Genomic DNA, 20,751 nt, shown 5'->3' with positions numbered 1-20,751 from the left:
GTCGAGGAGTGGCTGAACATGGCCGATGATAAGGGCAGCGATCTGGACGTCTTCGAGGGGCTGGCGAAGAAGGCTCCTCGCGGCACCACGCCAGGACTCATGCCGCCGCCCCCTTCCGGCGCCGCCCGCAAGAGCACGCTGCTCGGCGGGGTCGCGCCCGTTCCCCTTCCGCCCCCGCCCGGGAGCGGTGGACCCTTGCCCCCGCCCCCGAGCGCATTGCCCCCTCCGCCAGGGGCACCCTCGCAGCGGATCGCCACGCCCCTGCCGCCGCCGCCCGGCGCAGCGCCGTCGATGCCGCTTCCCATGCCCCCCGCGCCGCCGCCCGGAGCCTCCCCGTCCGCGTTGCCGCCGCCGCCCGGAGCCCACCACGCGTCCGCGTTGCCGCCGCCGCCCGGAGCCGCCACGTCGGTGCCGCTGCCGCCGCCGCCCGGAGCCGCTGCCACGTCAGTGCCGCTGCCGCCGCCGCCCGGAGCCGCCGCCACGTCAGTGCCGCTGCCGCCGCCGCCCGGAGCCGCTGCCGCGCCAGTGCCGCTGCCTCCGCCCCCCGGCGCGCCGCCCGGTGAAGCCCCCGCGAAGGTGGGCCCTGGCGGCAAGGCCGTCAATATGGACTGGGACGACGAAGAAGAGTCGACCCACGTCTTCGACGCGAGCAAAGGCGCCCCCGAGGTTCCGACCGGCCCGCGCCCCGCGGCGGGCATGGCTCCCATGAGCAGCGCGGCTGCAGCCCTGCTCTCCGGCTCCGGTGGCTCCGCGCGTCCCGCGCCGCTGCCCCCGCCGATGTCGGTTCAGCCGCTCGGCACCTTGCCGCCCGGCGCCGCGATGCCGCCGCCGCAGGCGCCCGGCGTGTCCACGACGCTCGCCTCCGCAGGCGTGGTGCCGCTGCCCTCGATGCCGCCCTCGCAGATGCCAATGACGGCGCGCTCCGAGGCGACGGCGATCCGCCCGCGCCCCGATCTGCCGCCCGGGATCGTCACCGCGCAGACCGCGTCTTCGTCCGGCGGCAGCAAGATCGGCATCCTCCTCGGCGTCGTCGCGCTCGTCGCAGTGATCGGCCTCGGGGTCTTCATGCTGCTGCCCAAGAAGGGCTCGCTGAAGATCGACATCCAGGCGAAGGGCGGTTCGGTCAGCAAGGCCGAGATCTTCGTCGACGGCCAGAAGAAGTGCGACACGACGCCCTGCGTGGTCGCCGAGCTCGGGCCCGGCGAGAAGACGGTCCGCGTGATCGTCTCGGACCTGGGCAAGGACGAGAAGGTGACCGCCACGGTCGAGGCCGGCAAAGAGACGCCGGTGATGGTCACACTCGATACCACGGGCGCGTCGCCCGCGTCGTCGTCGTCGGCGACGGCCAACACGAACGTGACCGGCCTGAAGATCCTCGCCGCGACGCCCAACACGAAGGTGTGGGTCGACGGTACGGAGAAGGGCGTGCTCCCGGTCGAGCTGAAGGACATCACGGCCGGTTCGCACAAGCTGAAGTTCGAGGCCGGCGACCGCTACGACCGGATGGAGCAGACGGTCGACATCGAGGCCGGCAAGCTGAAGGAGATCGGTCCGATCAAGCTCAAGGTGCTGCGCGGGCAGATCGTCCTGGAGCTCGCGACCGAAGGCGCAGCCGTCAAGCTCGTCAACGCGAAGAAGGAAGAGAAGAAGATCCCCGAGAAGGAGTGGAAGAACCAGCCCGTCAAGATCGAGCTGGATCCCACGGCCGGCTGGAAGCTCGTCGCGACGAAGAAGGGTCTCGACGACTTCACGAAGGATCTCGGCTTCGACGACGGTCTCGCCGAGAAGCCGATCCGCATCGAGTTGTTCGAGCCGGGCAAGGCGCCGTCGAACGACGCAGTGGCGAGCGGTTCGGTGAGCGGTTCGGCAAGCGGCTCAGCGACGGAGACGGGCTCGACGGGCTCGACGGGCTCGACGGGCTCGACGGGCTCGACGGCATCGACGGCGTCAACGTCGACAGGCGGGGACAAGGCGCCGCCGCCGGCCACGGGCAACGGGACGCTCAACATCAACTCGATCCCGGTCTCGAAGGTCGTGCTCGACGGTCGTCCGCTCGGCAGCACGCCCAAGGTCGGCGTCAGCGTGCCCGCCGGTACCCACACCGTGACGTTCATCCACCCCGACAAGGGCAAGCAAACGGTGAGCGTGACAGTGAAGGCCGGCGAGACGAAGACAGCCGCCGTCAAGTTCAAGTGAACTTGCTTCGCGACTGAGGCTCGCTCTCATCTCGAAGCGTTTCGCTGGGGCGTTGCCCCAGGCCCCACCCGGGGCTATCCGCCCCGGGACCCGGACCAGCGCAAGCGCTGGACTCGGGGTCGATGAACTGCGCTCCGCGCAGTTCATCGAACAGCCAGGTCAAGACTGGCGACGATCCTGCCAACCAAGATCGCGGCGCTGCTGGTTCAACCAGCAACGTGCCCGTCGCCGGCTTGAAACGCACCTAAACAGTCTTGCCACGGGCCCGTTGGAAGAACTGCGCGGAGCGCAGTTCTTCCACCCCCGGTCCAGGCCGTGCCTGGTTCGGGTCGAGGGGCGAACAGCCCCCGCGGGGTCCGGGGCAGCGCCCCGGCGCGACGCCCACGAGGAGACTCAGCGCTGCTCTTCCGAACCTGTCGCTGCCCACGCCTTCCATGTGAGCGCGCAACGCCGATCGTCTGCGTGTGCGCCGCCGGCGCAGTAGGCGGGATCGGGCGGCGGGCCGAGCACGAACAGCGTCGACTTGCTGACGAATGGCAAGTCTCGCAGTGCGAGGTTGAGCATCTCCGTTTGCCGACGTCGATACGCGTCGAGCTTCTCCTCGCCGATTTGCTTTGCGAGCTCTCGTTGGAGCCGCTCGCGTAGCTCCTCGTCGTCTGTCACGGCGAGCGTGCGCTGGAGCAAACGGATCGCTGCGTCGCGCGCTCCTTGCCGTGACAGGATCCCTGCGCCTGCGACGGCGGCCCATCCCATCTGTCCTGCGTCGCCGCCGAGCTCTGCTGCGCGTGCGAGCATACGCGCGCCATCTGCCTTCCAGACTGCGCGCTCCTCCGGATCCGTCAGGTACGTGCCGGGTGCGATGAACGCGATGAACTGACCTGCCGTCCTCCAGATCTCTGGATCGAGTGGCCGGTTGCGCGTCCCGCGTTCGAGGATTGCGCGTGTTCGATCGACGTCTGCGCGGTCCGACTCTCCGATCTGGATCGTGATGAGCGCGTCCGACATCAGGTACGGATCACGGAACTCCGGATCGAGCTCGTTGATCGTGTCGATGAGATCCGCGACGTTGTCGAAGCGCCGACGCTCGAACGTGTGTAGCCCCTGCGAGACGAGCACGTGTGCCCACAGCACGTCTGCGAGCGCTGCGCGATAGCCGAGTGAGAGGGTGACGACCTCCTTCGGCGGCGGCAGCAGATGCACGTCGCTCGTCTCCTTCACGCGCGCATGTTGCTTCGCGACGCGCCCTTGCACCGAGCCGATGCACAGCGCCGATACGCCCACCACGATCGCGGTCCGGATGAAGTCGCCGCGGGTCGGCATCACTCCACCTCGCGATCCACGAACATGCCGGGCAAGACACGCGGAGGTTGTCCCGGCACGCGCTCGCCGCGCACCTGGAACGTCGAGAGCTTGCCGTCTCCGTCGAGATCCCCGTGTGCCGTCGCCACGAAGCGCATCACGCGTGTGACGGGATCGAGCTCGCTCTCGAACTGGAACGAGAACGCGTGTGGCTCCTCGATGCGGAAATCGAGCGAGCGCCACGTGAGGTGCTCCCAGATCTCGGGAGGATCGGTGACGCGTACGCCGCGCGGGACCTCGGCTGGGGTGAGGGGCGCGGCCGGTGGGAAGCTGATCTCTTGTGGCTTGCTCTCGGCGTACGCGACGGCGTGCGTGACCAGGCGATCGAGGTTGTCGAGCGGCTCGCTCACCTTGGAGGCGTGCAGGTTGCGGATGAACGCGGGCACCGCCACCGCGAGGACGCTGCCTCCGATCGCAAAGGCCACGCTGAGCTCGAGCGCGCTCCATCGCGACATGCCCCCCTTCTAGCGCGCCGCCGCGGTGATTTCCACCCGAGATGCGGGAGGCGCCGCGGCCGGGAAAACCTGCCGTCTGCGCGAGGATGCTCGATAAAAAACGAAACCCGGACCGATGTGCGGCCCGGGTTTCGGAGGCGAGGTCCGGAAGGCGCGCCCGAGGCGCGCTTCAGGTTGGGATCACTCGTACTCGTTCGAGATGAAGACCTGCGTCGCGCGGACGAGCTGCTTCGTGGTGTTGTCGACCTGGCCGGTCAGCGTGAAGATGCCGAACTCGCTGCCGTCGCCGTCGAGATCACCCTTCGCCGCGGCCTCGAAGCTCTCGGTGCCCTGGACGGGAGGGCCGGCGGGCGTCGCGGTCGCGCCGACGGGCGCGCTGCCCTTGGTGTACGTGTACTGGTAGTAAATCGGGTCGCTGATCTCGAAGCGCAGGCACTTCCAGCCGTTCGTCGAGTCGCCACCGGCGAAATCGAGCGTGCCGCTGTTGTTCGGCTGGTACTTCTTGGCTGCCGGCGGGCTGGCGCCCACGGGCACGGCGGCCGCCGCCGATCCGCAGAGCGAGTGCGTCGGAACGGTCGACTCCGTGCCGACGGGCAGGATCTGCGACGTCGTGTTTTCGCGCTCGTACGACTCGGCGGCGGCGCGGGCGATGCGGCCGACCGAGTTCTTCGCTTCGCTCGTCTTGGCGCTCTTCAGGTACCGGTTCACGCCGAAGATCGCGAGCGCCGCGAGGACGCCGATGATGGCGACGACGATCATGAGCTCGACGAGAGTAAAACCACGCTTGTCGTAACGCTTGAATGCACGCATGACGGACCTCCTCCTCTAGCAGACGAAATGTTCTCGGACGGAAAACCCCGCCCCGAATCTATCGATCCCATCTCGACGAGTCAAAAAATGCTCGTCGGATTCTGGGATTTGTACACGAAATCGAATCGCCGACTTTCTATCGAGGCTTCTTCACTCGTCGTCGCCGTTTTTCGGGTCGACGCAAATCTCACCCGAGAGCGAGGACGACGCGAAGAGCGAGAAATCCAAGTCGGCGTCCTGGTTTCCCGCAGCTTGCACGATGAACCATGGACCATTGATGGTGTCGTGCGCGGCTTTCCAGTTCTGACAATACGTGATCAAGGGGACCGCATTGGGCTGAGGCGCGATCCCCGCGACCACCGCATAACCGAAGCGCACCGGGCCGTCGGTCGTCACATTGAGCTGCATGAAGCAGTCGTGGATTGCCTCGCCCGTCTTACCATTGTCCCAATTGCGCTTCTTGTCGTTCGGCGTGTCCGGATACCAAGCGGTGAGCGACGTCGAACAGCCGAGATATTGAAACGTCTCGGCCTTGTAGGCCTCCTCCGCGATACGAATCCCGGAGACGACCGCCTTGACCTCCGACGCCGCAGCGCCTCGCATGTATCGGCGATAGCCGACCATGCCGATCGCCGCGAGCACGCCGATCATCGCCACCACAATCATCAGCTCGGCGAGCGTGAACCCACGGCGCTTTGCGTAGCTCCTGGGTCGTTCACCGAACTGCATCGTGTCCATCGTTAAAGCATGGCCCGTGCCACCCGCGATCCGCGCCTCACGGCCCTCCCGGAGAAACGAACGATCCACCTCGAATCTGCGGCTTTCTCCGGCATTTTCGTTCATTGTGGTGGATCCTTGGCGCTCGGGGCGTGGACCGTTCGTGTCGCACGGTGACCAAAATTGTCACCGGCGGGCTTCGCGCGGTGACGATTCTCGTCGCCCCCCCGCCGTCGGCTGGGCGGGCACGATCGAGCCGTCCGCGTCGTCGTCGTCGTCGGCCGTGTCTGTGTCGAGCCCATGCTTCGCGAGGCGGTAACGCAGCGAGCGAAACGTGACGCCGAGCAATTTGGCCGCGGCCTTGCGCACGCCGCCGCTCCGCTCGAGGGCCTGAAGAATGAGGCGCCGCTCGACTTCGCCGAGCACGTCTTCGAGGACACATCCCTCCGGCGGGAGCTCCGAAAGAAAAGGCGCAGGGCTCGCCGAGAGGCCGCTCACCGGCGCAGGCAAATCACCGAGCCCGATCGCAGGCCCCGACGCGAGCGCCACCGCGCGCTCCATCATGTTCTCGAGCTCGCGCACGTTGCCCGGGAACTTGTACGCGTCGAGCGCGCGTAATGCGTCGGTCGTCAGTCCCCTGACGTCCTTGCCGAGCTCGTTCGCGAAACGGCGCACGAATCGCTCGGCGAGCCGCGCCACGTCACCCGGGCGATCCCGCAAAGGCGGCAGCTCGATTCGAATGACGTTGAGGCGATAATAAAGGTCCTGCCGGAATTTGTTCTCGCGGACGTCGGACTCGACGTCGCGGTTCGTCGCGGCGAGGACACGCACGTCGACCGGGATCTCGGCCGCCGCGCCGACAGGCCGTACCTTGCGCTCCTGGAGGACGCGGAGGAGTTTCACCTGGAGCGAGGCGGGCAGCTCGCCGACCTCGTCGAGCAGGACCGTGCCGCCGTCCGCCTCGCGGAAGAGGCCGAGCGCGCGCGTCCCCGCGCCCGTGAACGCGCCTTTCTCGTGGCCGAAGAGCTCGCTTTCCATGAGCGCCTCGGGCAAGGCGCCGCAATTGACCACGAGGAAAGGCTTTCCCGCACGATCGCTGCGCTCATGCAGCGCCCGCGCGACGCGCTCCTTGCCCGTGCCGCTCTCGCCCGTGATGAGCACCGTGGTGCGCGTGGGCGCGATCTTGCCGACGATCTCGGCGATGCGCCCCATCGCAGGGCTCGCGAAGATGTCGTTCTCCGCGGGCTCGAGGCGCGAGATCTGCGCGCGGAGGCGCTGGTTCTCGAGGAGGATGCTGCTCTTCTCGAGGGCCTTCAGCGCAAGCGCGATGACCTCGGCCGGCGAGAAGGGCTTGCCCACGAAGTCATACGCGCCCTTCTTCATCGCATCGAGCGCGTTCTCCACGCTCGAATGCGCGGTCATCACGATGACCTCCGTCGCCGCCGACCGCTGCTTCGCCGCCGTGAGGACCTCGATGCCCGATCCATCCGGCATGACGAGGTCCGTGATCACGAGCGGGAAGGGCTGCGGGTTCTGCTGCAAGGCCTCCATCGCGGCCCGCACGCCCGGCGCGGCCACGACCTCGATCCCCTGCCGCCGAAAGGCGATCTCGAGGACCTGCCGGAGCGCAGGTTCGTCATCGATGACGAGGATCTTCGTCGGGGTCGGCGGAACACTGAGCGGCATGGAGGCCATCCTGCTGAAATTATCACGCAGCTCGCGCGGGCGTGCAGGTTCTCGCAGGTGTTGTCCGCCGAGGACCGCGTGGCGCAGCCTTCGGCCGCAGCGCGTCGTGAGCAGACGCGCCGCGCCACGGTCAGGGTGCCGTCACTTGCAGGCGGACGGATCGGCCGGGCCGGACGGCGTGCGGTCCTGGATGACGAAGGTCGTGCGCGCGCTCTCGTCCTCGCCGAGGTCCTGCGCGACCCAGGCGAGGTCGCAGAGTTCGGCCTCGATCGCGACCTCGTACCGGCCGTCACGGTCGCGATCCTCGACGACGGCGCCCATCCCCGTGCGCTCGTTGAAGACGATGACGATCGCGCCTTCGAGGCACGGGCCGGAGATGGTCCAGAGGCCGGGCGTAGCGGCCTGGGGCGAGATCGCGTCGGGCGGCTCGGGCGGAGGGAGGGGGAGGGTCGGGCTCAGGCAACCCGGGAGCGCCGCGAGGAAGGCGGCAGCGAGGAACCGGAGCAAGGAGCGGCGACCCATCACGCGGCCGCCCCGTGCACGACACGTGCCCCGCGCATCATCGAGGGATCTCCAGGAAAAACGGTTCGAGGCGTACGGCGTCGTGGATGGCCGCGACAACTACGTTGCCATCGTGCGCCCGTCGGTTTGCAGGACGCGCAGGCTGATGCGCTTCTTCGGCAGGTCGACGGTGAGGGTGGGCGCGTGGTCCTCGGCGCCTTCGTCGAGCAGCTCGCCGACGAGGTCGTAATCGCTCGCCTGCGTGATGCGCACGCGGCGGATCTCGCCGGGACGCGCCTCGCCGCCCGAGAGGTAGACCTGGCCGTCGATGTCGGGCGCCTGGCCACGATGGCGGCCCATCTGGACGAACTCGTGCTCGTCGCTCGTGCCCTCGACGAGGACCTCGAGCTCGCGGCCGATGAGCGCGCTGTTCTTCTTGTGGGCGATGCGCCGCTGGAGCGACATGAGCTTGCGGTAGCGGTTCGAAGCGACGCGCGCCGGCACCTTGTCGGGCATCTCGGCGCTGCGCGACGAGTCTTCGTCGGAGTAGCGGAAGACGCCGACCCGATCGAACTCGGCCCACGTGACGAAGTCGACGAGGTCCTTGAACTCCTCGTCGGTCTCGCCGGGGTGGCCGACGATGAAGGCGGTGCGGAAGGTGAGGTCGGGGATGTCGTTGCGCAGGCGCGTGACGAGCTTGCGGAGGCGCTCGCCGCCGTGGCCGCGGCGCATGCGGCGGAGCATGCCGTCGGCCGCGTGCTGGAGCGGCATGTCGATGTAGGGGACGACGCGCGGGTGCTGCGCGATGAGCTCGACGAGCTCGTCGGTGATCGTCTCGGGGTAGAGGTAGAAGAGGCGCGCCCAGTGCAGGCCCGGGACGTCCGCGACGCGGCGCACGAGCTCGGCGAGCGTGGAGCGCGCGTCGGTAGGTAGGTCGCGGCCGTAGGCGATGGTGTCTTGCGAGACGAGGTTCACCTCGCGCACGCCCGCAGCGACGAGCTGCTCGACCTCGGCGACGACGTCCGCGACAGGGCGCGAGCGCTGGCCGCCGCGGAGCTGCGGGATGACGCAGAAGGAGCAGGTGCGGTTGCAGCCCTCGGCGATCTTCACGTAAGCGCTGCCGCCGGGCGTGGAGATCGTGCGCGGATCCGAGGCGCGGACGACCCAGTCGGCGGGGTTGCCGACGAGCATGCGATCGGCCTTGCCCGTGAGGACCTGCTCGAGCTTGAGCATGTCGCTCGATCCGAGGATGTGATCGACCTCGGGCATCTCGTCGGCGATCTCGGTGGGGTGGCGCTGCGAGAGGCAGCCGGCGACGACGAGCTTCTGCAGGTGCCCCTCGTCCTTGAGCTTCGCCATCTCGAAGATCGCGTCGATCGACTCCTTCTTGGCCTCGCCGATGAAGCCGCAGGTGTTCACGACGATCACCTCGGCGTCCTCGGGGGCGGGGACGTGGTCGTAGCCGGCGCGCCGCGCGACGCCGAGCATGACCTCGGAGTCGACGCGGTTTTTGGGGCAGCCGAGGGAGACGAAATGAATCTTCTTGCCGGACATGGGGAACAATCCTGAGGGGTCGGAGCTTGACACGACAGAGCCGCAGAGAGCGTCGGGGGCCCGATGTTTTTCCGACGGGCCCGGGGTGCTAGTGCCCTCCCTCCTCCCGCCCCGAAAGCCCAACGCTCTCTGCGGCTCGGAGTCGAAGGGCGCGAGGCTCAGGCGGAGCGGGTGGCTTCCTCCATGCGGCTGACGAAGCGCTGGAAGAGGTAGAGCGCGTCATGGGGGCCGGCGGCGGCCTCGGGGTGGTACTGGACCGAGAAGGCGGAGAGGCCGGGGAGGTCGAGGCCCTCGCTCGTGCCGTCGTTGAGGTGCACGTGCGTCGTGCGCGCCTTGCCTTCGAGGGAGGCAAGATCAACCGCAAAGCCGTGGTTCTGCGTGGTGATTTCGATGCGGCCGGTGTCGAGGTCCTTGACCGGCTGGTTGATGCCGCGGTGGCCGAACTTGAGCTTGTACGTGCGGCCACCCATGGCGAGCGCGAGGATCTGGTGGCCGAGGCAGATCCCGAAGAGCGGCTTTTTCCCGACGAGCCCGCGCACGGTGTCGATCGCGTAGGAGACGGCCGCCGGATCACCGGGGCCGTTCGAGACGAAGATGCCGTCGGGCGCGAGGTCGAGGATCTCGGCGGCGCTTGTCTTCGCAGGCACGACGGTGACGCGGCATCCGACATCGACGAGCGAGCGCAGGATGTTGCGCTTGATGCCGAGGTCCATGCAGACGACGTGCTTGTTCGCGCCGTGCGCGCCGGGGATCTTGGTGCCGAAGGCGCCCGAGCCCTCGGTCCAGACGTAGGGCTCCTTGGGCGTGACGCGCTGCGCGAGGTCGAGGCCTTCCATCGAGGGGGCCTCGCGGGCACGGCGGATGAGCTCTTCCGGTGAGGCCTTGCCGATCGCGCCGTTTTGCGATCCACGATCGCGGATCGTGCGCGTGAGCAGGCGCGTGTCGATGCCTGTGAGGGCCACGATGCCGTGCCGCGCGAGGTAGGCGTCGAGCGTCTCGTTCGCGCGGAAGTTCGCGGCGACGGGGGAGAGGTCACGCACGAGGAAGCCCGCGACGTGCGGCGCGCTGGTGGTGCTCTCGTCGTCCTCGCGGTTGATGCCCGTGTTGCCAATCTGCGGGGCCGTCATCGTGACGATCTGCCCGCAATACGAGGGATCCGTGAGGACCTCTTGGTAGCCGGTCATGCCCGTCGTGAAGACGACCTCGCCCGTGGCGATGCCGGGCGCGCCCCAGGCGACGCCCTCGAACGTGGTGCCATCTGCGAGGCAGAGATACGCGCGCTCGCCGCTCATCGTGCTTCTCCCTGGGCCAGCGTGTCATGCACGACGCGGCCCGCAGCCATGGTGAGCTCGACCGAGCCCGTGACGGCTTTGCCGAGGAAAGGAGTGTTCTTGCTCTTCGACCGGAGGCGCGCCGGATCCACGGTCCAGCGCTTGTCGGGGTTCACGAGGCAAAGCTCGGCGAGGGCGCCCGCGCGCAGCGTCGGCGCGGCGATGCCCACGATGCGTGCCGGCGCGGCGGTGAGCGCGTCGATCAAGCGCGCGAGCGGGAGAGCGCCCTCGCGCACGCGGGCGAGCAGCAGCGGCACCACGAGCTCGAGGCCGATCATGCCGGGCGAGGCCTCGGCGAACTCACAGTCCTTCTCCAGCGAGGAGTGCGGCGCGTGGTCGGTGGCCACGCAGTCGATCGTGCCGTCGGCGAGGGCCTCGCAGAGCGCGGCGACGTCCTCGGGCTCGCGCAGCGGGGGGTTCACCTTGCAGGCCGTGTCGTAGCCGATCACCGAGGCGTCCGTGAGCGTGAGGTGGTGCGGCGTGACCTCGGCGGTGACGCGGATGCCGCGGGCCTTGGCCTCGCGGAGGATGCGGACGGCGCCGCGGGAGGAGACGTGGGCGACGTGGTACTTGGCGCCCGTCACCTCGGCGAGAAGCACGTCTCGGGCGACGATGATGTCCTCGGCGACGCGGGGCCAGCCGCGCAGGCCGAGCCGCGTGGAGATGGCGCCCTCGTGCATGAGCGAGCCCTCGGTGAGGGCGTGATCCTCGGCGTGCTGGATGACGGGGAGGTCGAAGTTCGCGGCGTACTCGAGGGCGCGGCGCATGACGGCGCTCGACGTGACGCAGCGGCCGTCGTCGGAGACGGCGACGGCGCCCGCGTCTTTGAGGTCGGCCATCTCGACGAGCTCGGCGCCCTTCTGGCCGAGGGTGATCGCGCCGATCGGGTGCAGCGCGGGGCCCTCGATCGAGCGCGCCCTCGCGATCATGGCCTCCGTGATGCTGCGCGTGTCGTTGACGGGGCGCGTGTTCGGCATGACGCAGACGTGCGCGAAGCCGCCCGCGGCCGCAGCAGCGAGGCCGGACGCGATGTCTTCCTTGTACTCCTGGCCCGGCTCGCGCAGGTGGGCGTGCAGATCCACGAAGGCCGGGACGAGCAGGAGCCCTTCGCCGCGGAGCACGCGCGCTCGATCGGAGGCGAGGATCTCCGGCGTCGCGGCGCCTGCGCCGATGCGCGTGATGGTTCCACCCTCGATGACGACGTCCACGATCGCGTCGAGGTTCGCGCTTGGATCGACCGCGCGTACGGAGGCGATGACGAGCAGGTCGTCCTTTCTCTGGGGACCGAGCATCGCCCGCCCTCTAGCATTTTTGTGCGGAGGGGGCTCGCAAAGCGGCGAGCCTGCCCACGGGGCTTGCGCGATCGCATCGCTCGCGGGCAAAGGCGGCGCCGGCTCGTCTGGCGAGGAGATCGGAGAGCGCGGCGAGGGACGAACCTTGCCGGCGCGCCGATTCCTTGGAGGTCAAATGAGCTTGAGGGCGGAGCCGACGTCGAGGCGGCCGCGGAGGACGCCCTTGCCGCGCTCGCTCTGCGCCATCGTGAGGGGCATTGCGCTCTGGAGCAGGGCGGAGCGGACAGCGCGCGCATCGGGCTGCTTTCCGCGGGAGAGCTGGACGCTCAGGAGCAGCGCTGCGATGCCCGCGACCATGGCCGCGGCGAAGGTCGCGCCGCTCTGCGCGACGGTTCCCCCGCCGGGAGCCGCACCAATGAGGCCTTCGCCCGGCGCGACGATGCCGCTGTCGCGGTAGGTCGGTCCCCACATGCCGAAGTCGAGCAGCTTGCCCTCGGCGTCCTCGGCCGCGACGGCGAGCACCGTGGAGGCGGCCGTGGGCACGTGGAAGTGCTCATTGCCGTCGCCCTCGGCGGCCACGACGACGAGCACGTTGCGCTCGGCAGCGCGGGCGAGCGCCTTCGCGAGCGCGTCGAGCATGCCCGCGTCCGGCGAGAGGGCGCCGCCGTGCATCGTGATGACGTGGGCGCCGGCGGCGATCGCGTCGCGGATGCCGCGCGCGAGATCGGGCGGGTTGCCGGCGGGCGCGGTTGTCTCGGGGCGGAAGTTGTGCACGGGCACGACGATGCCCTTCGCCTTCGGAGCGATCCCCGGCGCGGGGCCGCCAAGCTGACCGAACACGAGGCTCGTGACGTGGGTGCCGTGCGTGCGGTCGGCCGCCTCGTCGCTGGACACCGGCATCTCGAGGGCCGTGACGTTCGCGTCGCGGAAGGCCGGGTGCGCGAGATCGACCGGGCCATCGAGGACGGCGACGCAGACGTCGGGGCTTCCGAGGGTTTCAGCCTGAAGCGCGGCGAGGCCGGCCAGGTTGGATCGCGGGTCGGTGGACATGGGCTGACGGAGTCTACCTTCTTTTCTCCGCAGGGGTCCACCCTTGCGCTTTCTTGTTCGCGGGGATCCAGGCTCGCGCAGGAAGGCCGCGTTTTCTCGCGAGGCGCGGCGGGGTCGGGCGTCCGAACAGTGCTCCGGACTATCTCCATCGGCTGCGACGCACTTCGAAGGATTTCCGTCTTCTTCGGAAGATCGCGCCGTCGTCGGAGTCCTCAGCGGGCGGCGTCGAGGAAGACGCGCGTCTTGGCTTGCGCGATGGCGTAGGTCGCGTCGACCCCGTCACGGCGAGCGTAGGTGACGTTCGTCCCACGGAACGCGTCGCCGGCGCCGAGGGAGATCCGCAGCGTGCGCTGGGGATCGACGGCGGGCGGCGCATCCGGATCGAGGCCGCGGCGCTCGATCTTGATCACGACGGCGGGCGGATCGAGGCCCTCTTCTTTGCGAGGTGGCCCGACGCGGACGGCGCCTTCGGGGACGAGGTCGGCGAGGGCGTCGCGGATCGCCGCGGCTTTTGCGGTCGCGGCCTCGTCGCCGTGGATGCGCAGCGCGTCTCCCACGCGATCGAGGACGAGGGGCGGCTTGCGCCGATCCGAAGGGGTGAGGGTGACCTTCTGGATCTCGGCCACGTCGAGGGTGAAGATCGATCGGTCGAGCAGCCATTTTCCGGCTGCGGCTTCGATCTTCGGGTCGATCACGAAGACAGCGTCATCGCCGTCGAGGCGCGCGAAGGAGCCGCCCGTCGTGGGGGCGCCGAGGAGCAGGCGCACGGTGTGCGCGCCCGCGTCGTTGGCTGCGGCGAGATCGAGCTCGATGACGATGCGCGGGTTCGCGAGGCCGAAGGAGCCGTCGTCACGCTCGGCGACGAAGCGCTCGACGCGCAAGGGGAGCAGCGACGAGGCGAGCTCCGTCCCGAAGCCGAGATCGGCCGCGAGGTTCTTGTCGCGAGGTTCTTTGAGCGCAAAGCTTCCCTCGGCCGTGCGTTCGAGCTGCTGCACGCGATCGCCCTCGGTGATGCGCATCGCGCGCAGGCTCGTCTCCGGGGCGTCGATCACGGTGGGGTTGCGCAGGGTGATCTTGCTCGGGAAGAGCACGCGCGCTCGATCGGCGGGGATCGCGAGGATGGCGCTGTCGGAGACGCGCAGGACGGGGACGATGTCGCCCTGGGGTTTGCCGACCAGCAGCTCTTCGATCCGATCGTCGTCGCCGCCGTCAGGGTTTCGCGAGGGCAGGACCGAGACGAGACGGACCTTGCCCTGCGGCGGATCGAGGCCAAGCGAGGCGCGATCATCGAGCGCACGAAAATCCTTCGCGCGGAGGGCGAGGAGGGATTCGAGGAAGAGGCGGCCGGTGTCGCCCTCGATGTCGCGATCCTCGGGGGCGCGCTCGTGAAAGCCCGTGCCCTTGCGCGCGAGCTCGATGCTGCGATCGCCGGCGGTGAGCGTGACCTCGTGGATCTCGTCGAGCGTCGCGAAGAACGCGTTGCGATCCACGAACGTGCTCTCGGGCTTGGAGAGCGCGTCGAGGAAGCTCTTCGATACGCAGGCCGCGGCGCGCGCGGGGGCCGTCTGCAGCGCGACGACGAGGTCCGGCTTGTCGGGACAGGCTCCGCCGAGGACGAGGGTCCCCTTGGGCTTCGTGGTGTCCTTGGGGGTCAGCGTGAGCGTCGCGATGGGCGTGGACGCGCGGCGCGCGGCGTCGTCCGGGAGGAAGGCCTCGGCCCGCATGCGGGAGAGCGTGCCTTCGAACTCGTCCGTGGCAGCGCGGGCGGCGCGGCGACCTGCATCCTTCGCGGGGACGTCGAGCAGGAGCGCGTCGCCGCCGTTCGTGGGGCGCGCGAGCGCGAACAGGCCGCTCGGGCCTTCGATCTGGAAGCGCGTGACGTCGGCCGTGGGGTAGGGGAGGAGATCGCGGGATCGGAGCGAGCTCGGATCGATCGCGAGGGCCGTGACGAGCTCCTTCGTGATCACCTGGAACGAGGCGCGATCGCCCTCGTGGACCTCGACGATCGCGGCGCCGGCCGGGGCCTGTGCGGGGCCTCCGATCGCGAGTGCCGTGGTACGCCCCGGCGTGGTCACGACGATGCGGGCGCGTGGCGCGTCGAGGCCGCTCGCCGCGCGATTCACGCTGTCCGGCGCGAGCACCCGCTCGTGCGTGGCGAACTCCAGCGTGCCGAGGAGCTGATCGACGAGCTGCGCCTCCGCGGGAAAACGTTCGCCCCCGATCGTGACCTCCCAGAAGCGTTGTCCGAGCGCGTCGGGCGGCGTGCGCGTGAGCTTCGCGGAGGATGCGCCCTGCTCGATCACGACCTCGGTGATCTCGTCGGGCCTCCACGCGAGGACCACGTTTTTCTTTCGTTGCGCGGCCTCCTCGGTCGTGACCGAGCCGCGATCCACGACGAACACATAGGCGCCCGCGCCGATCGCGAGGGCGCAGAGGACGAGCGTGGTCGCGTGCTTCTTCGCGATCTTCGCGAAGCTCATTCGGGCGCTCGCTCCTTCTCCTTGCGCGTCCCGCGCCGCTCCGTCGCGCGCCTTCGGAGGTGCACGGCGAGGCCGGTCAGCACGGACGCGAGCGGGATGAACACCACGACGTAGCGGAAGACCGAGGCGAGCGAGTCCTCGCTCATGCGCAGGCCCGCGGTGAAGGCGGGCTTGTTCGGGATGTCGAGGGGCGTAGGGGCCGAGGCGAGCCAGGCGATCGCGCTCTCGACGAAGATTGCCGTGCCGCGCAGTTCGTCGCTCTGCCAGTTCTCGCCCATCATCGGGCTCGCGGAGCCGATGGCCACGAGCCGCGCGCCGCGCTCGGCGCCTGGACGTTTGGGCATCTCCGCGGCGAACGAGACCGTGAGCGGGCCCTTGTGATCCGCGTCGTTCGGCGCAGGATCCGAGGGGTTTTTCGCCCACGTGAAGAAGTCGATCATGCCGAAGGCGTTGTCGCTCGTCTCCAGGAGCGGCGATACCGCCGCGGCGCCCTTGCCCGTCTTCTGGAGCGAGCTCGCCACGGTCATGACGGCGCCGAGGCCCTGCTGTTCCGCGCGAATCAGGCCCTCGGTGATCGGATGCGGCTTGGCGATCGGCAGGAACGTCTCGCCGTAGCCGCGCACGGCGCGCAGGCGTGGATCGGTCTCGAACACGAAGTCCCGCGAGAGCGCGATCCCGAAGCGATCGAGCAAGGGATCGAGGCCGAGATCGAGGTACTTCTGATCCCCCTCGTCCGGCACGGGCCCAACGGCGACGAGGACGTTCCCGCCTTGCTCGATGAACCCTTCGAGCTTCTTCGTGTCCGCCTCGGAGAAACGCTGGCCCGGCCCGGCGACCACGACGACACGACAACCGGCGTAGGGCGTGCGCGCCTTGTCTTTGTCGTCGGCCTTCTCGCGGGCGTCGACGGTCGCGACCTCGTGGCCGTTTTTTTCGAGCCGCTCGCGCAGCGGCGCGAGGCCGCTGCCGCCCGTCTCGATCGACTTCTCGTCGTGCCCCGTCGTGAAGCAGATCTTCGGCCGATCCGTGGATACGACGGCGCGGATCGCCGCGGTGAGGGCTTGCTCCAGGCGAGGCCGCGCACGCACGTCGTTCTCGTCCTCGACCTCGATGAGATCTCGGGGCGTGATGAACTGCACGCGGTCGCCCCGCGCGATGACGATCGCCGCGTCCGTCACGACCCGCCCGTCGACGACGCGCTCGTCGTACTTGCGCTGCACCGCGACGAACTCGGCGGCGTGGCGATCCGGATCGGTGAAGTGCACTTCGAGGCGCGACGTTTCGCTCCGGTACGCTTCGAGCAGGTGCCGGATCGAGAGCGCGAGCGGATCGCCCGACGGCAAGAGGACGTCGACGCGGAGCGGCTCGCCGAGCGCGTGGAGCGTCTGCACCGTCGCTGGGCTCAGCGTGTAGAGCCCGCCCTTCGTGAAATCGAAGCGCCGGTAGTGCCGCGCCGCGACCACGTTCACGAGCACCGCGAGCACCATCGCCGCCACGAGCCCGACGAGCGCGCCGAGCTTGGTCCCCGCGCTCGTCCCGGCCGGCGCTTCGGGCGCGGCTTCGCGCGGCGGATCGGGGGCCTTGGGGGCGCGAGGCTTCACGTCCTTCGGCTTCGTAGCTTCGGACCGAGGCGCCTTCTTGCCCTTCTTCGGCTTGCGCTCCTCGCTCATCCCCACCTCCACGCCTCGACGGCGCGCACCGTGACGAAGAGCGGCAGGAGCACGACGGTCGCGTCGAAGAGGAGCCGCCGCGAGTCGAGGAGCCCGCGTGACGCGTCATTCATTTGTGTCCAAACGGAGACGTGCGTCGCGAGATCGTGCGCCGGACCGTCGGGCACGATGAACTCCGCGAAGCCGAAGAAAAACAGCCCCGAGATCGCCAGCGCCGAGAGCACCGCGGCCGTGAGCTGGCTCTGCGTGAGCGCGCTCGTCATGACGCCGAGCGCGAGGTACCCCGCGCCGATCGCGAAGACCGAGAGGTAACTCGTCCCCACGACCCGCCAGTCGACATCCCCGGTCCGCGCGAGGATCACGATGTAGAGGGCCGTCGGCGCCCACATCACCACGTACGTCGCCACCGCGGCTGCGTACTTCGCCAGCACCACGCCCACGGTGCCCACGGGCGCCGTGAGCAGCGTCTCGATCGTGCCGCTGCGTCGCTCCTCGGCGAAGAGCCGCATCGTGAGCAGCGGGCAGACGAGCAGGAGCGGCACGTAGAGCAGCATCGTCTGGCCGAAGAAAGCCTGCACGGGCCCGCTGTCGCCGAGCGAATCCGCCGGCGCCGCCGCGAAGTTCACGACGATCAGGAAGAAGTGCAGGCCCTGGAGCAGCAGGAACGACGTGATCACCACCCAAGCGAGCGGCGTGACGAAGAGCGCGAAGAGCTCCCGCTTGAAGATCGGCCAGAACCCCCTCACGTCTGCACCTCGGCCGCTTCCTCGTCGCCGCGCGTGAGCTCGGAGAAGACCTGCTCGAGCGTCGCCGCGCGCGGCACCACCTCGCGCACCCCGAGCCTCGCGCCGACGAGCGCCGCGACGACCCGCTCGGCCGCTTCGGCACCACCCTCGGCGCGTCGATACTCGACGAGGAGCGCCGTCGCATCCGCCGCCGGCGCGTGCCCCGCATCCACCTCGGCCCCCGCGACCTCCGGGAGCGCGCGAACGACCCCGAGCGCGTGCGCCGCCTCCCCGCGCACGACGATCCGGAGCCCCGAGGCCCTCCGCATCTCACGCAGCTCCTCGATGGTCCCCGACGCCACGAGCTTGCCTCGCGCGACCACGAGCGCGCGCGAGCACGTCGCCTCGACCTCCGACAGGATGTGCGTCGAGATCAGGATCGCGTGGTCCTTCCCGCGTCGCTTCACGAGCTCGCGCACCTCGCGGATCTGGTTCGGATCAAGCCCTGCTGTGGGCTCGTCGAGGATCAGCACCGGCGGATCCCCGAGCAGCGCATCCGCGAGCCCCACGCGCTGCCGGTATCCCTTCGACAGGTGCCGAACGAGCACATCCGCGACATCGTCGACCCGCGCCTCCTCCGCAGCCCGCTCGACCGCCTTGGACCGCGCGCCGCGGGGCACGCGCTTCACCTCGGCGCGGAAGGCGAGATACTCGCGCACCCGCATCTCCGGATAGAGCGGCGACGTCTCGGGCATGTACCCGAGCTTTTCCCGCGCGAGCAGCGGCTCCTCGGCGATGTCGTGCCCCCCGATGCGAATCCGCCCCGCGCTCGGCCCGAGGAACCCGGCCAGCATGCGTAGCGTCGTGCTTTTTCCTGCGCCGTTCGGCCCGAGGAACCCCACGACCTCGCCGCGCTCGACGTGAAACGACACATCCGACACGGCGCGAAAGGCGCCGTACGACTTGGAGAGGCGCTCCACTTCGATCATCCCGGGGGAGGGGCTTAGCGCAGGCTGCCAGGAAGGGAAAGACGCGCGGGCGGGCTCACGGGGACAGGGCCACGTGCGCCGTCACGCGCCGAGCTTGGTAGCGGGCGGGCCGCCACTCTGGTAGGAGCGGTCAGACCTCTCGATGGACCAAGCGCTCCTCCGTTCGTACCTCGCGACGATCTACGAGTTCCCCGGCCCGCACGGCGCGCCGCTGCGCGCCTCGCTCGACGGCGAGATCGTCCAGGATCACTCGGCGTTGCCCGAGCTCCTGAACCGGCGTTTCGCCGTGCTCACGGCCTACAACCCGCGTTCGATGCTCCTGCCACGCAAGGTGAACGAGCAGCGCCACCACGTGCTCCGGGACCTGCTCATCCTCGGCTGTTACCGCGTCGAGCCCTGCGTCGGCTCCGAGGCGGAGCCGGAAGGCGTGTGGCGCGAGCCTGCGTGGCTCGTCTACGGCATGGAGCGCGACGAGGCCATCGCATTTGGCCGTGTCTACCGGCAAAATACGATCGTCTACGCGGAGAACGGTCGCCCCGAGATCATCGTGACCGACCCGACGGCCGACGACGTGGGACGTACCTTCCACGGCAACTGGCGGATACGCTCGTGACCCCGAAGACTCTGGCCTCTTCGAAGAAAGCGGCCACCGAACGCCAATCCCTCCACAGGAGACAGTCGAAGATGCGTCATCAATCCCTGTTCTCGGCCGCGATCCTGGGCGCTGCTCTGCTCGTGGGAGCCACGGCCTGCGGCCAGAAGAAGATCGGTGAGTGCAACCAGCTCATCGAGGTGATCAACAAGGGCGTCGAGAGCCTCAACAAGACCCCGAAGGGCGGCACCGATCCCACGGGGGCGAACGAGCTCAAGGGCATGGCCGACGCGATGGACAAGGTCGCAGCCGACGCCGCCAAGGTGGAGCTCACGATCCCCGACCTGAAGAAGTACTCCGCGGAGTACCAGACGATGGCGAAGGACGTCGCCAAGGCCGCCCGCGACATGGCCGCCGCCGCCGAGGCGAAGGACCTCGCCAAGATCAACTCGGCCCAGGCCGCCCTCGACAAGGCCGTCAAACAAGAAGACCCCCTCGTCGACAGCATCAACAAGTTCTGCCAAGCGCCTTGAGCCGAGGGAGCCCCCGCTCTTGAGCGGGGGTGTCTTTTGTCAGCGGAACGCGGCTTCGTCCGGTCAGACCACGAACCGATACCCCACGCCCCGCACCGTCACGAGGTGCCGCGGGTTCGCCGTGTCGTCCTCCAGCTTCGCCCGTAGCTGCAGGATGAAGTTGTCCACGGTGCGCGGCGTCCCGTGGTGGCTCGGACCCCACACCTTCGCCTGGAGCTGTTCCCGCGACAGCACGCGCCCGCCTGCGCTGACCAGGCAAAACAGGATGTCGAACTCCGTCGCCGTCAGCTCCACGAGCTTCCCTCCGCGCCGCACCTCCCGCGTCGACGGATGGATCTCGAGGTCTGCTGCCCGGATTGTGTTCGCGTCGTCCCCTCGCGCGATTGCGTCGCGCCGGAGCACCGCCTTTACCCGGGCCAAGAGCTCCGCCAGCCCGAAGGGCTTCGTGATGTAGTCCTCGGCGCCGAGTTCGAGCCCCATCACTTTGTCCATCTCGGCGCCGCGCGCGCTCAGCATGATCACCGGCATCGTGTACCGCTCGGCGCGCAGCATCCGCAGAAGCTCGAAGCCGTTTAGCTTCGGCAGCATCACGTCCAGGATCAAGAGGTCGATCCCGCCTCCGCGTGCGAGCGACAGCCCGCTCTCCCCGTCGGTCGCGAGGAGCACACGGTACCCCTCTGCCGATAGGTTCATCTCGAGCCCCATCGCGATGCTGTCGTCGTCTTCCACGACGAGGACCGTGCGCCGCGCGCCGCCCTGTCCGACCCGGTTCATCGAGCCAGGCTCTCTATCACGTTCCGCGCCGCTTGCC

At 69.2% G+C, this 20,751-nt stretch carries 18 protein-coding genes; 3 read left to right on the top strand and 15 right to left on the bottom strand.

Going from position 1 to position 20,751, the window contains the following annotated elements; translation table 11 throughout:
* Positions 1-18 precede the first annotated feature (18 nt).
* On the top strand, positions 19-2,196 hold the full coding sequence (locus POL67_RS37410) for a PEGA domain-containing protein (RefSeq protein ID WP_271925433.1): 2,178 nt from the start codon (positions 19-21) through the stop codon (positions 2,194-2,196).
* Between the two features lie 393 nt (positions 2,197-2,589).
* Here POL67_RS37410 and POL67_RS37405 read toward each other — a convergent pair whose 3' ends face one another.
* From POL67_RS37405 to POL67_RS37340, 14 genes are all read right to left on the bottom strand, one after another.
* Positions 2,590-3,516: a hypothetical protein gene (locus POL67_RS37405; protein WP_271925432.1), complete on the bottom strand. Its 927-nt coding sequence runs from the start codon at positions 3,514-3,516 to the stop codon at positions 2,590-2,592.
* Entirely contained in the window at positions 3,516-4,010 is a 495-nt protein-coding gene (locus POL67_RS37400; protein ID WP_271925431.1) for a hypothetical protein, read from the bottom strand. Before POL67_RS37400 ends, POL67_RS37405 begins: the two co-directional genes overlap by 1 nt.
* Positions 4,011-4,190: 180 nt before the next feature.
* Positions 4,191-4,820 (bottom strand): type IV pilin protein, encoded by a 630-nt coding sequence (locus POL67_RS37395; RefSeq protein WP_271925430.1) that lies wholly within the window; start codon positions 4,818-4,820, stop codon positions 4,191-4,193.
* A gap of 150 nt (positions 4,821-4,970) precedes the next feature.
* Positions 4,971-5,663 (bottom strand): type IV pilin protein, encoded by a 693-nt coding sequence (locus tag POL67_RS37390; protein WP_271925429.1) that lies wholly within the window; start codon positions 5,661-5,663, stop codon positions 4,971-4,973.
* Positions 5,664-5,723: 60 nt separating this feature from the next.
* A complete protein-coding gene (locus POL67_RS37385; RefSeq protein ID WP_276076101.1) occupies positions 5,724-7,223 on the bottom strand; it encodes a sigma-54-dependent transcriptional regulator in 1,500 nt (499 codons plus the stop codon).
* 141 nt (positions 7,224-7,364) lie between these two features.
* A complete protein-coding gene (locus POL67_RS37380; protein ID WP_271930968.1) occupies positions 7,365-7,745 on the bottom strand; it encodes a hypothetical protein in 381 nt (126 codons plus the stop codon).
* A 99-nt stretch (positions 7,746-7,844) separates the two neighbouring features.
* Positions 7,845-9,278 carry a 30S ribosomal protein S12 methylthiotransferase RimO gene (rimO, locus tag POL67_RS37375; RefSeq protein WP_271925427.1) on the bottom strand — a complete coding sequence of 478 codons (1,434 nt, stop codon included), beginning with the start codon at positions 9,276-9,278 and terminating at the stop codon, positions 7,845-7,847.
* Between the two features lie 158 nt (positions 9,279-9,436).
* Positions 9,437-10,570: a glutamine-hydrolyzing carbamoyl-phosphate synthase small subunit gene (carA, locus tag POL67_RS37370; RefSeq protein ID WP_271925426.1), complete on the bottom strand. Its 1,134-nt coding sequence runs from the start codon at positions 10,568-10,570 to the stop codon at positions 9,437-9,439.
* Positions 10,567-11,901 carry a dihydroorotase gene (locus tag POL67_RS37365; protein ID WP_271925425.1) on the bottom strand — a complete coding sequence of 445 codons (1,335 nt, stop codon included), beginning with the start codon at positions 11,899-11,901 and terminating at the stop codon, positions 10,567-10,569. Before POL67_RS37365 ends, carA begins: the two co-directional genes overlap by 4 nt.
* Before the next feature lie 171 nt (positions 11,902-12,072).
* Positions 12,073-12,951 carry a S8 family serine peptidase gene (locus tag POL67_RS37360; protein WP_271925424.1) on the bottom strand — a complete coding sequence of 293 codons (879 nt, stop codon included), beginning with the start codon at positions 12,949-12,951 and terminating at the stop codon, positions 12,073-12,075.
* 212 nt (positions 12,952-13,163) lie between these two features.
* Positions 13,164-15,431: a DUF4340 domain-containing protein gene (locus POL67_RS37355; RefSeq protein WP_271925422.1), complete on the bottom strand. Its 2,268-nt coding sequence runs from the start codon at positions 15,429-15,431 to the stop codon at positions 13,164-13,166.
* Positions 15,428-17,101 (bottom strand): GldG family protein, encoded by a 1,674-nt coding sequence (locus POL67_RS37350; protein WP_271925421.1) that lies wholly within the window; start codon positions 17,099-17,101, stop codon positions 15,428-15,430. The genes POL67_RS37355 and POL67_RS37350 overlap by 4 nt, the downstream gene beginning before the upstream one ends.
* Complete coding sequence (locus POL67_RS37345) at positions 17,098-17,847, bottom strand: ABC transporter permease (protein ID WP_271925420.1); 750 nt, start codon at positions 17,845-17,847, stop codon at positions 17,098-17,100. Before POL67_RS37345 ends, POL67_RS37350 begins: the two co-directional genes overlap by 4 nt.
* Positions 17,844-18,815 (bottom strand): ABC transporter ATP-binding protein, encoded by a 972-nt coding sequence (locus POL67_RS37340; protein WP_271925419.1) that lies wholly within the window; start codon positions 18,813-18,815, stop codon positions 17,844-17,846. The genes POL67_RS37345 and POL67_RS37340 overlap by 4 nt, the downstream gene beginning before the upstream one ends.
* 142 nt (positions 18,816-18,957) lie before the next feature.
* On the opposite strand from POL67_RS37340, the gene POL67_RS37335 reads away from it, so the two are divergent.
* On the top strand, positions 18,958-19,428 hold the full coding sequence (locus POL67_RS37335) for a DUF3293 domain-containing protein (RefSeq protein ID WP_136933161.1): 471 nt from the start codon (positions 18,958-18,960) through the stop codon (positions 19,426-19,428).
* A 71-nt stretch (positions 19,429-19,499) separates the two neighbouring features.
* Positions 19,500-19,940 (top strand): hypothetical protein, encoded by a 441-nt coding sequence (locus tag POL67_RS37330; protein ID WP_271925418.1) that lies wholly within the window; start codon positions 19,500-19,502, stop codon positions 19,938-19,940.
* Between the two features lie 63 nt (positions 19,941-20,003).
* On the opposite strand, the gene POL67_RS37325 is transcribed toward POL67_RS37330, so the two are convergent.
* Entirely contained in the window at positions 20,004-20,714 is a 711-nt protein-coding gene (locus tag POL67_RS37325; RefSeq protein ID WP_271925417.1) for a response regulator transcription factor, read from the bottom strand.
* Between the last annotated feature and the right edge of the window lie 37 nt (positions 20,715-20,751).

It is taken from the genome of Polyangium mundeleinium (assembly GCF_028369105.1).
Classification (GTDB): Bacteria; Myxococcota_A; Polyangia; order Polyangiales; family Polyangiaceae; genus Polyangium; species Polyangium mundeleinium.
This window is presented reverse-complemented; position numbering and strand designations above follow the sequence as displayed.

Bases quoted from the DNA above. Each gene is read 5' to 3' on its own strand.
- POL67_RS37410 (WP_271925433.1), top strand. From the start codon at position 19: ATGGCCGATGATAAGGGCAGCGATCTGGACGTCTTCGAGGGGCTGGCG.
- POL67_RS37405 (WP_271925432.1), bottom strand. From the start codon at position 3,516: ATGCCGACCCGCGGCGACTTCATCCGGACCGCGATCGTGGTGGGCGTA.
- POL67_RS37400 (WP_271925431.1), bottom strand. From the start codon at position 4,010: ATGTCGCGATGGAGCGCGCTCGAGCTCAGCGTGGCCTTTGCGATCGGA.
- POL67_RS37395 (WP_271925430.1), bottom strand. From the start codon at position 4,820: ATGCGTGCATTCAAGCGTTACGACAAGCGTGGTTTTACTCTCGTCGAG.
- POL67_RS37390 (WP_271925429.1), bottom strand. From the start codon at position 5,663: ATGAACGAAAATGCCGGAGAAAGCCGCAGATTCGAGGTGGATCGTTCG.
- POL67_RS37385 (WP_276076101.1), bottom strand. From the start codon at position 7,223: ATGCCGCTCAGTGTTCCGCCGACCCCGACGAAGATCCTCGTCATCGAT.
- POL67_RS37380 (WP_271930968.1), bottom strand. From the start codon at position 7,745: ATGGGTCGCCGCTCCTTGCTCCGGTTCCTCGCTGCCGCCTTCCTCGCG.
- rimO (WP_271925427.1), bottom strand. From the start codon at position 9,278: ATGTCCGGCAAGAAGATTCATTTCGTCTCCCTCGGCTGCCCCAAAAAC.
- carA (WP_271925426.1), bottom strand. From the start codon at position 10,570: ATGAGCGGCGAGCGCGCGTATCTCTGCCTCGCAGATGGCACCACGTTC.
- POL67_RS37365 (WP_271925425.1), bottom strand. From the start codon at position 11,901: ATGCTCGGTCCCCAGAGAAAGGACGACCTGCTCGTCATCGCCTCCGTA.
- POL67_RS37360 (WP_271925424.1), bottom strand. From the start codon at position 12,951: ATGTCCACCGACCCGCGATCCAACCTGGCCGGCCTCGCCGCGCTTCAG.
- POL67_RS37355 (WP_271925422.1), bottom strand. From the start codon at position 15,431: ATGAGCTTCGCGAAGATCGCGAAGAAGCACGCGACCACGCTCGTCCTC.
- POL67_RS37350 (WP_271925421.1), bottom strand. From the start codon at position 17,101: ATGAGCGAGGAGCGCAAGCCGAAGAAGGGCAAGAAGGCGCCTCGGTCC.
- POL67_RS37340 (WP_271925419.1), bottom strand. From the start codon at position 18,815: ATGATCGAAGTGGAGCGCCTCTCCAAGTCGTACGGCGCCTTTCGCGCC.
- POL67_RS37335 (WP_136933161.1), top strand. From the start codon at position 18,958: ATGGACCAAGCGCTCCTCCGTTCGTACCTCGCGACGATCTACGAGTTC.
- POL67_RS37330 (WP_271925418.1), top strand. From the start codon at position 19,500: ATGCGTCATCAATCCCTGTTCTCGGCCGCGATCCTGGGCGCTGCTCTG.
- POL67_RS37325 (WP_271925417.1), bottom strand. From the start codon at position 20,714: ATGAACCGGGTCGGACAGGGCGGCGCGCGGCGCACGGTCCTCGTCGTG.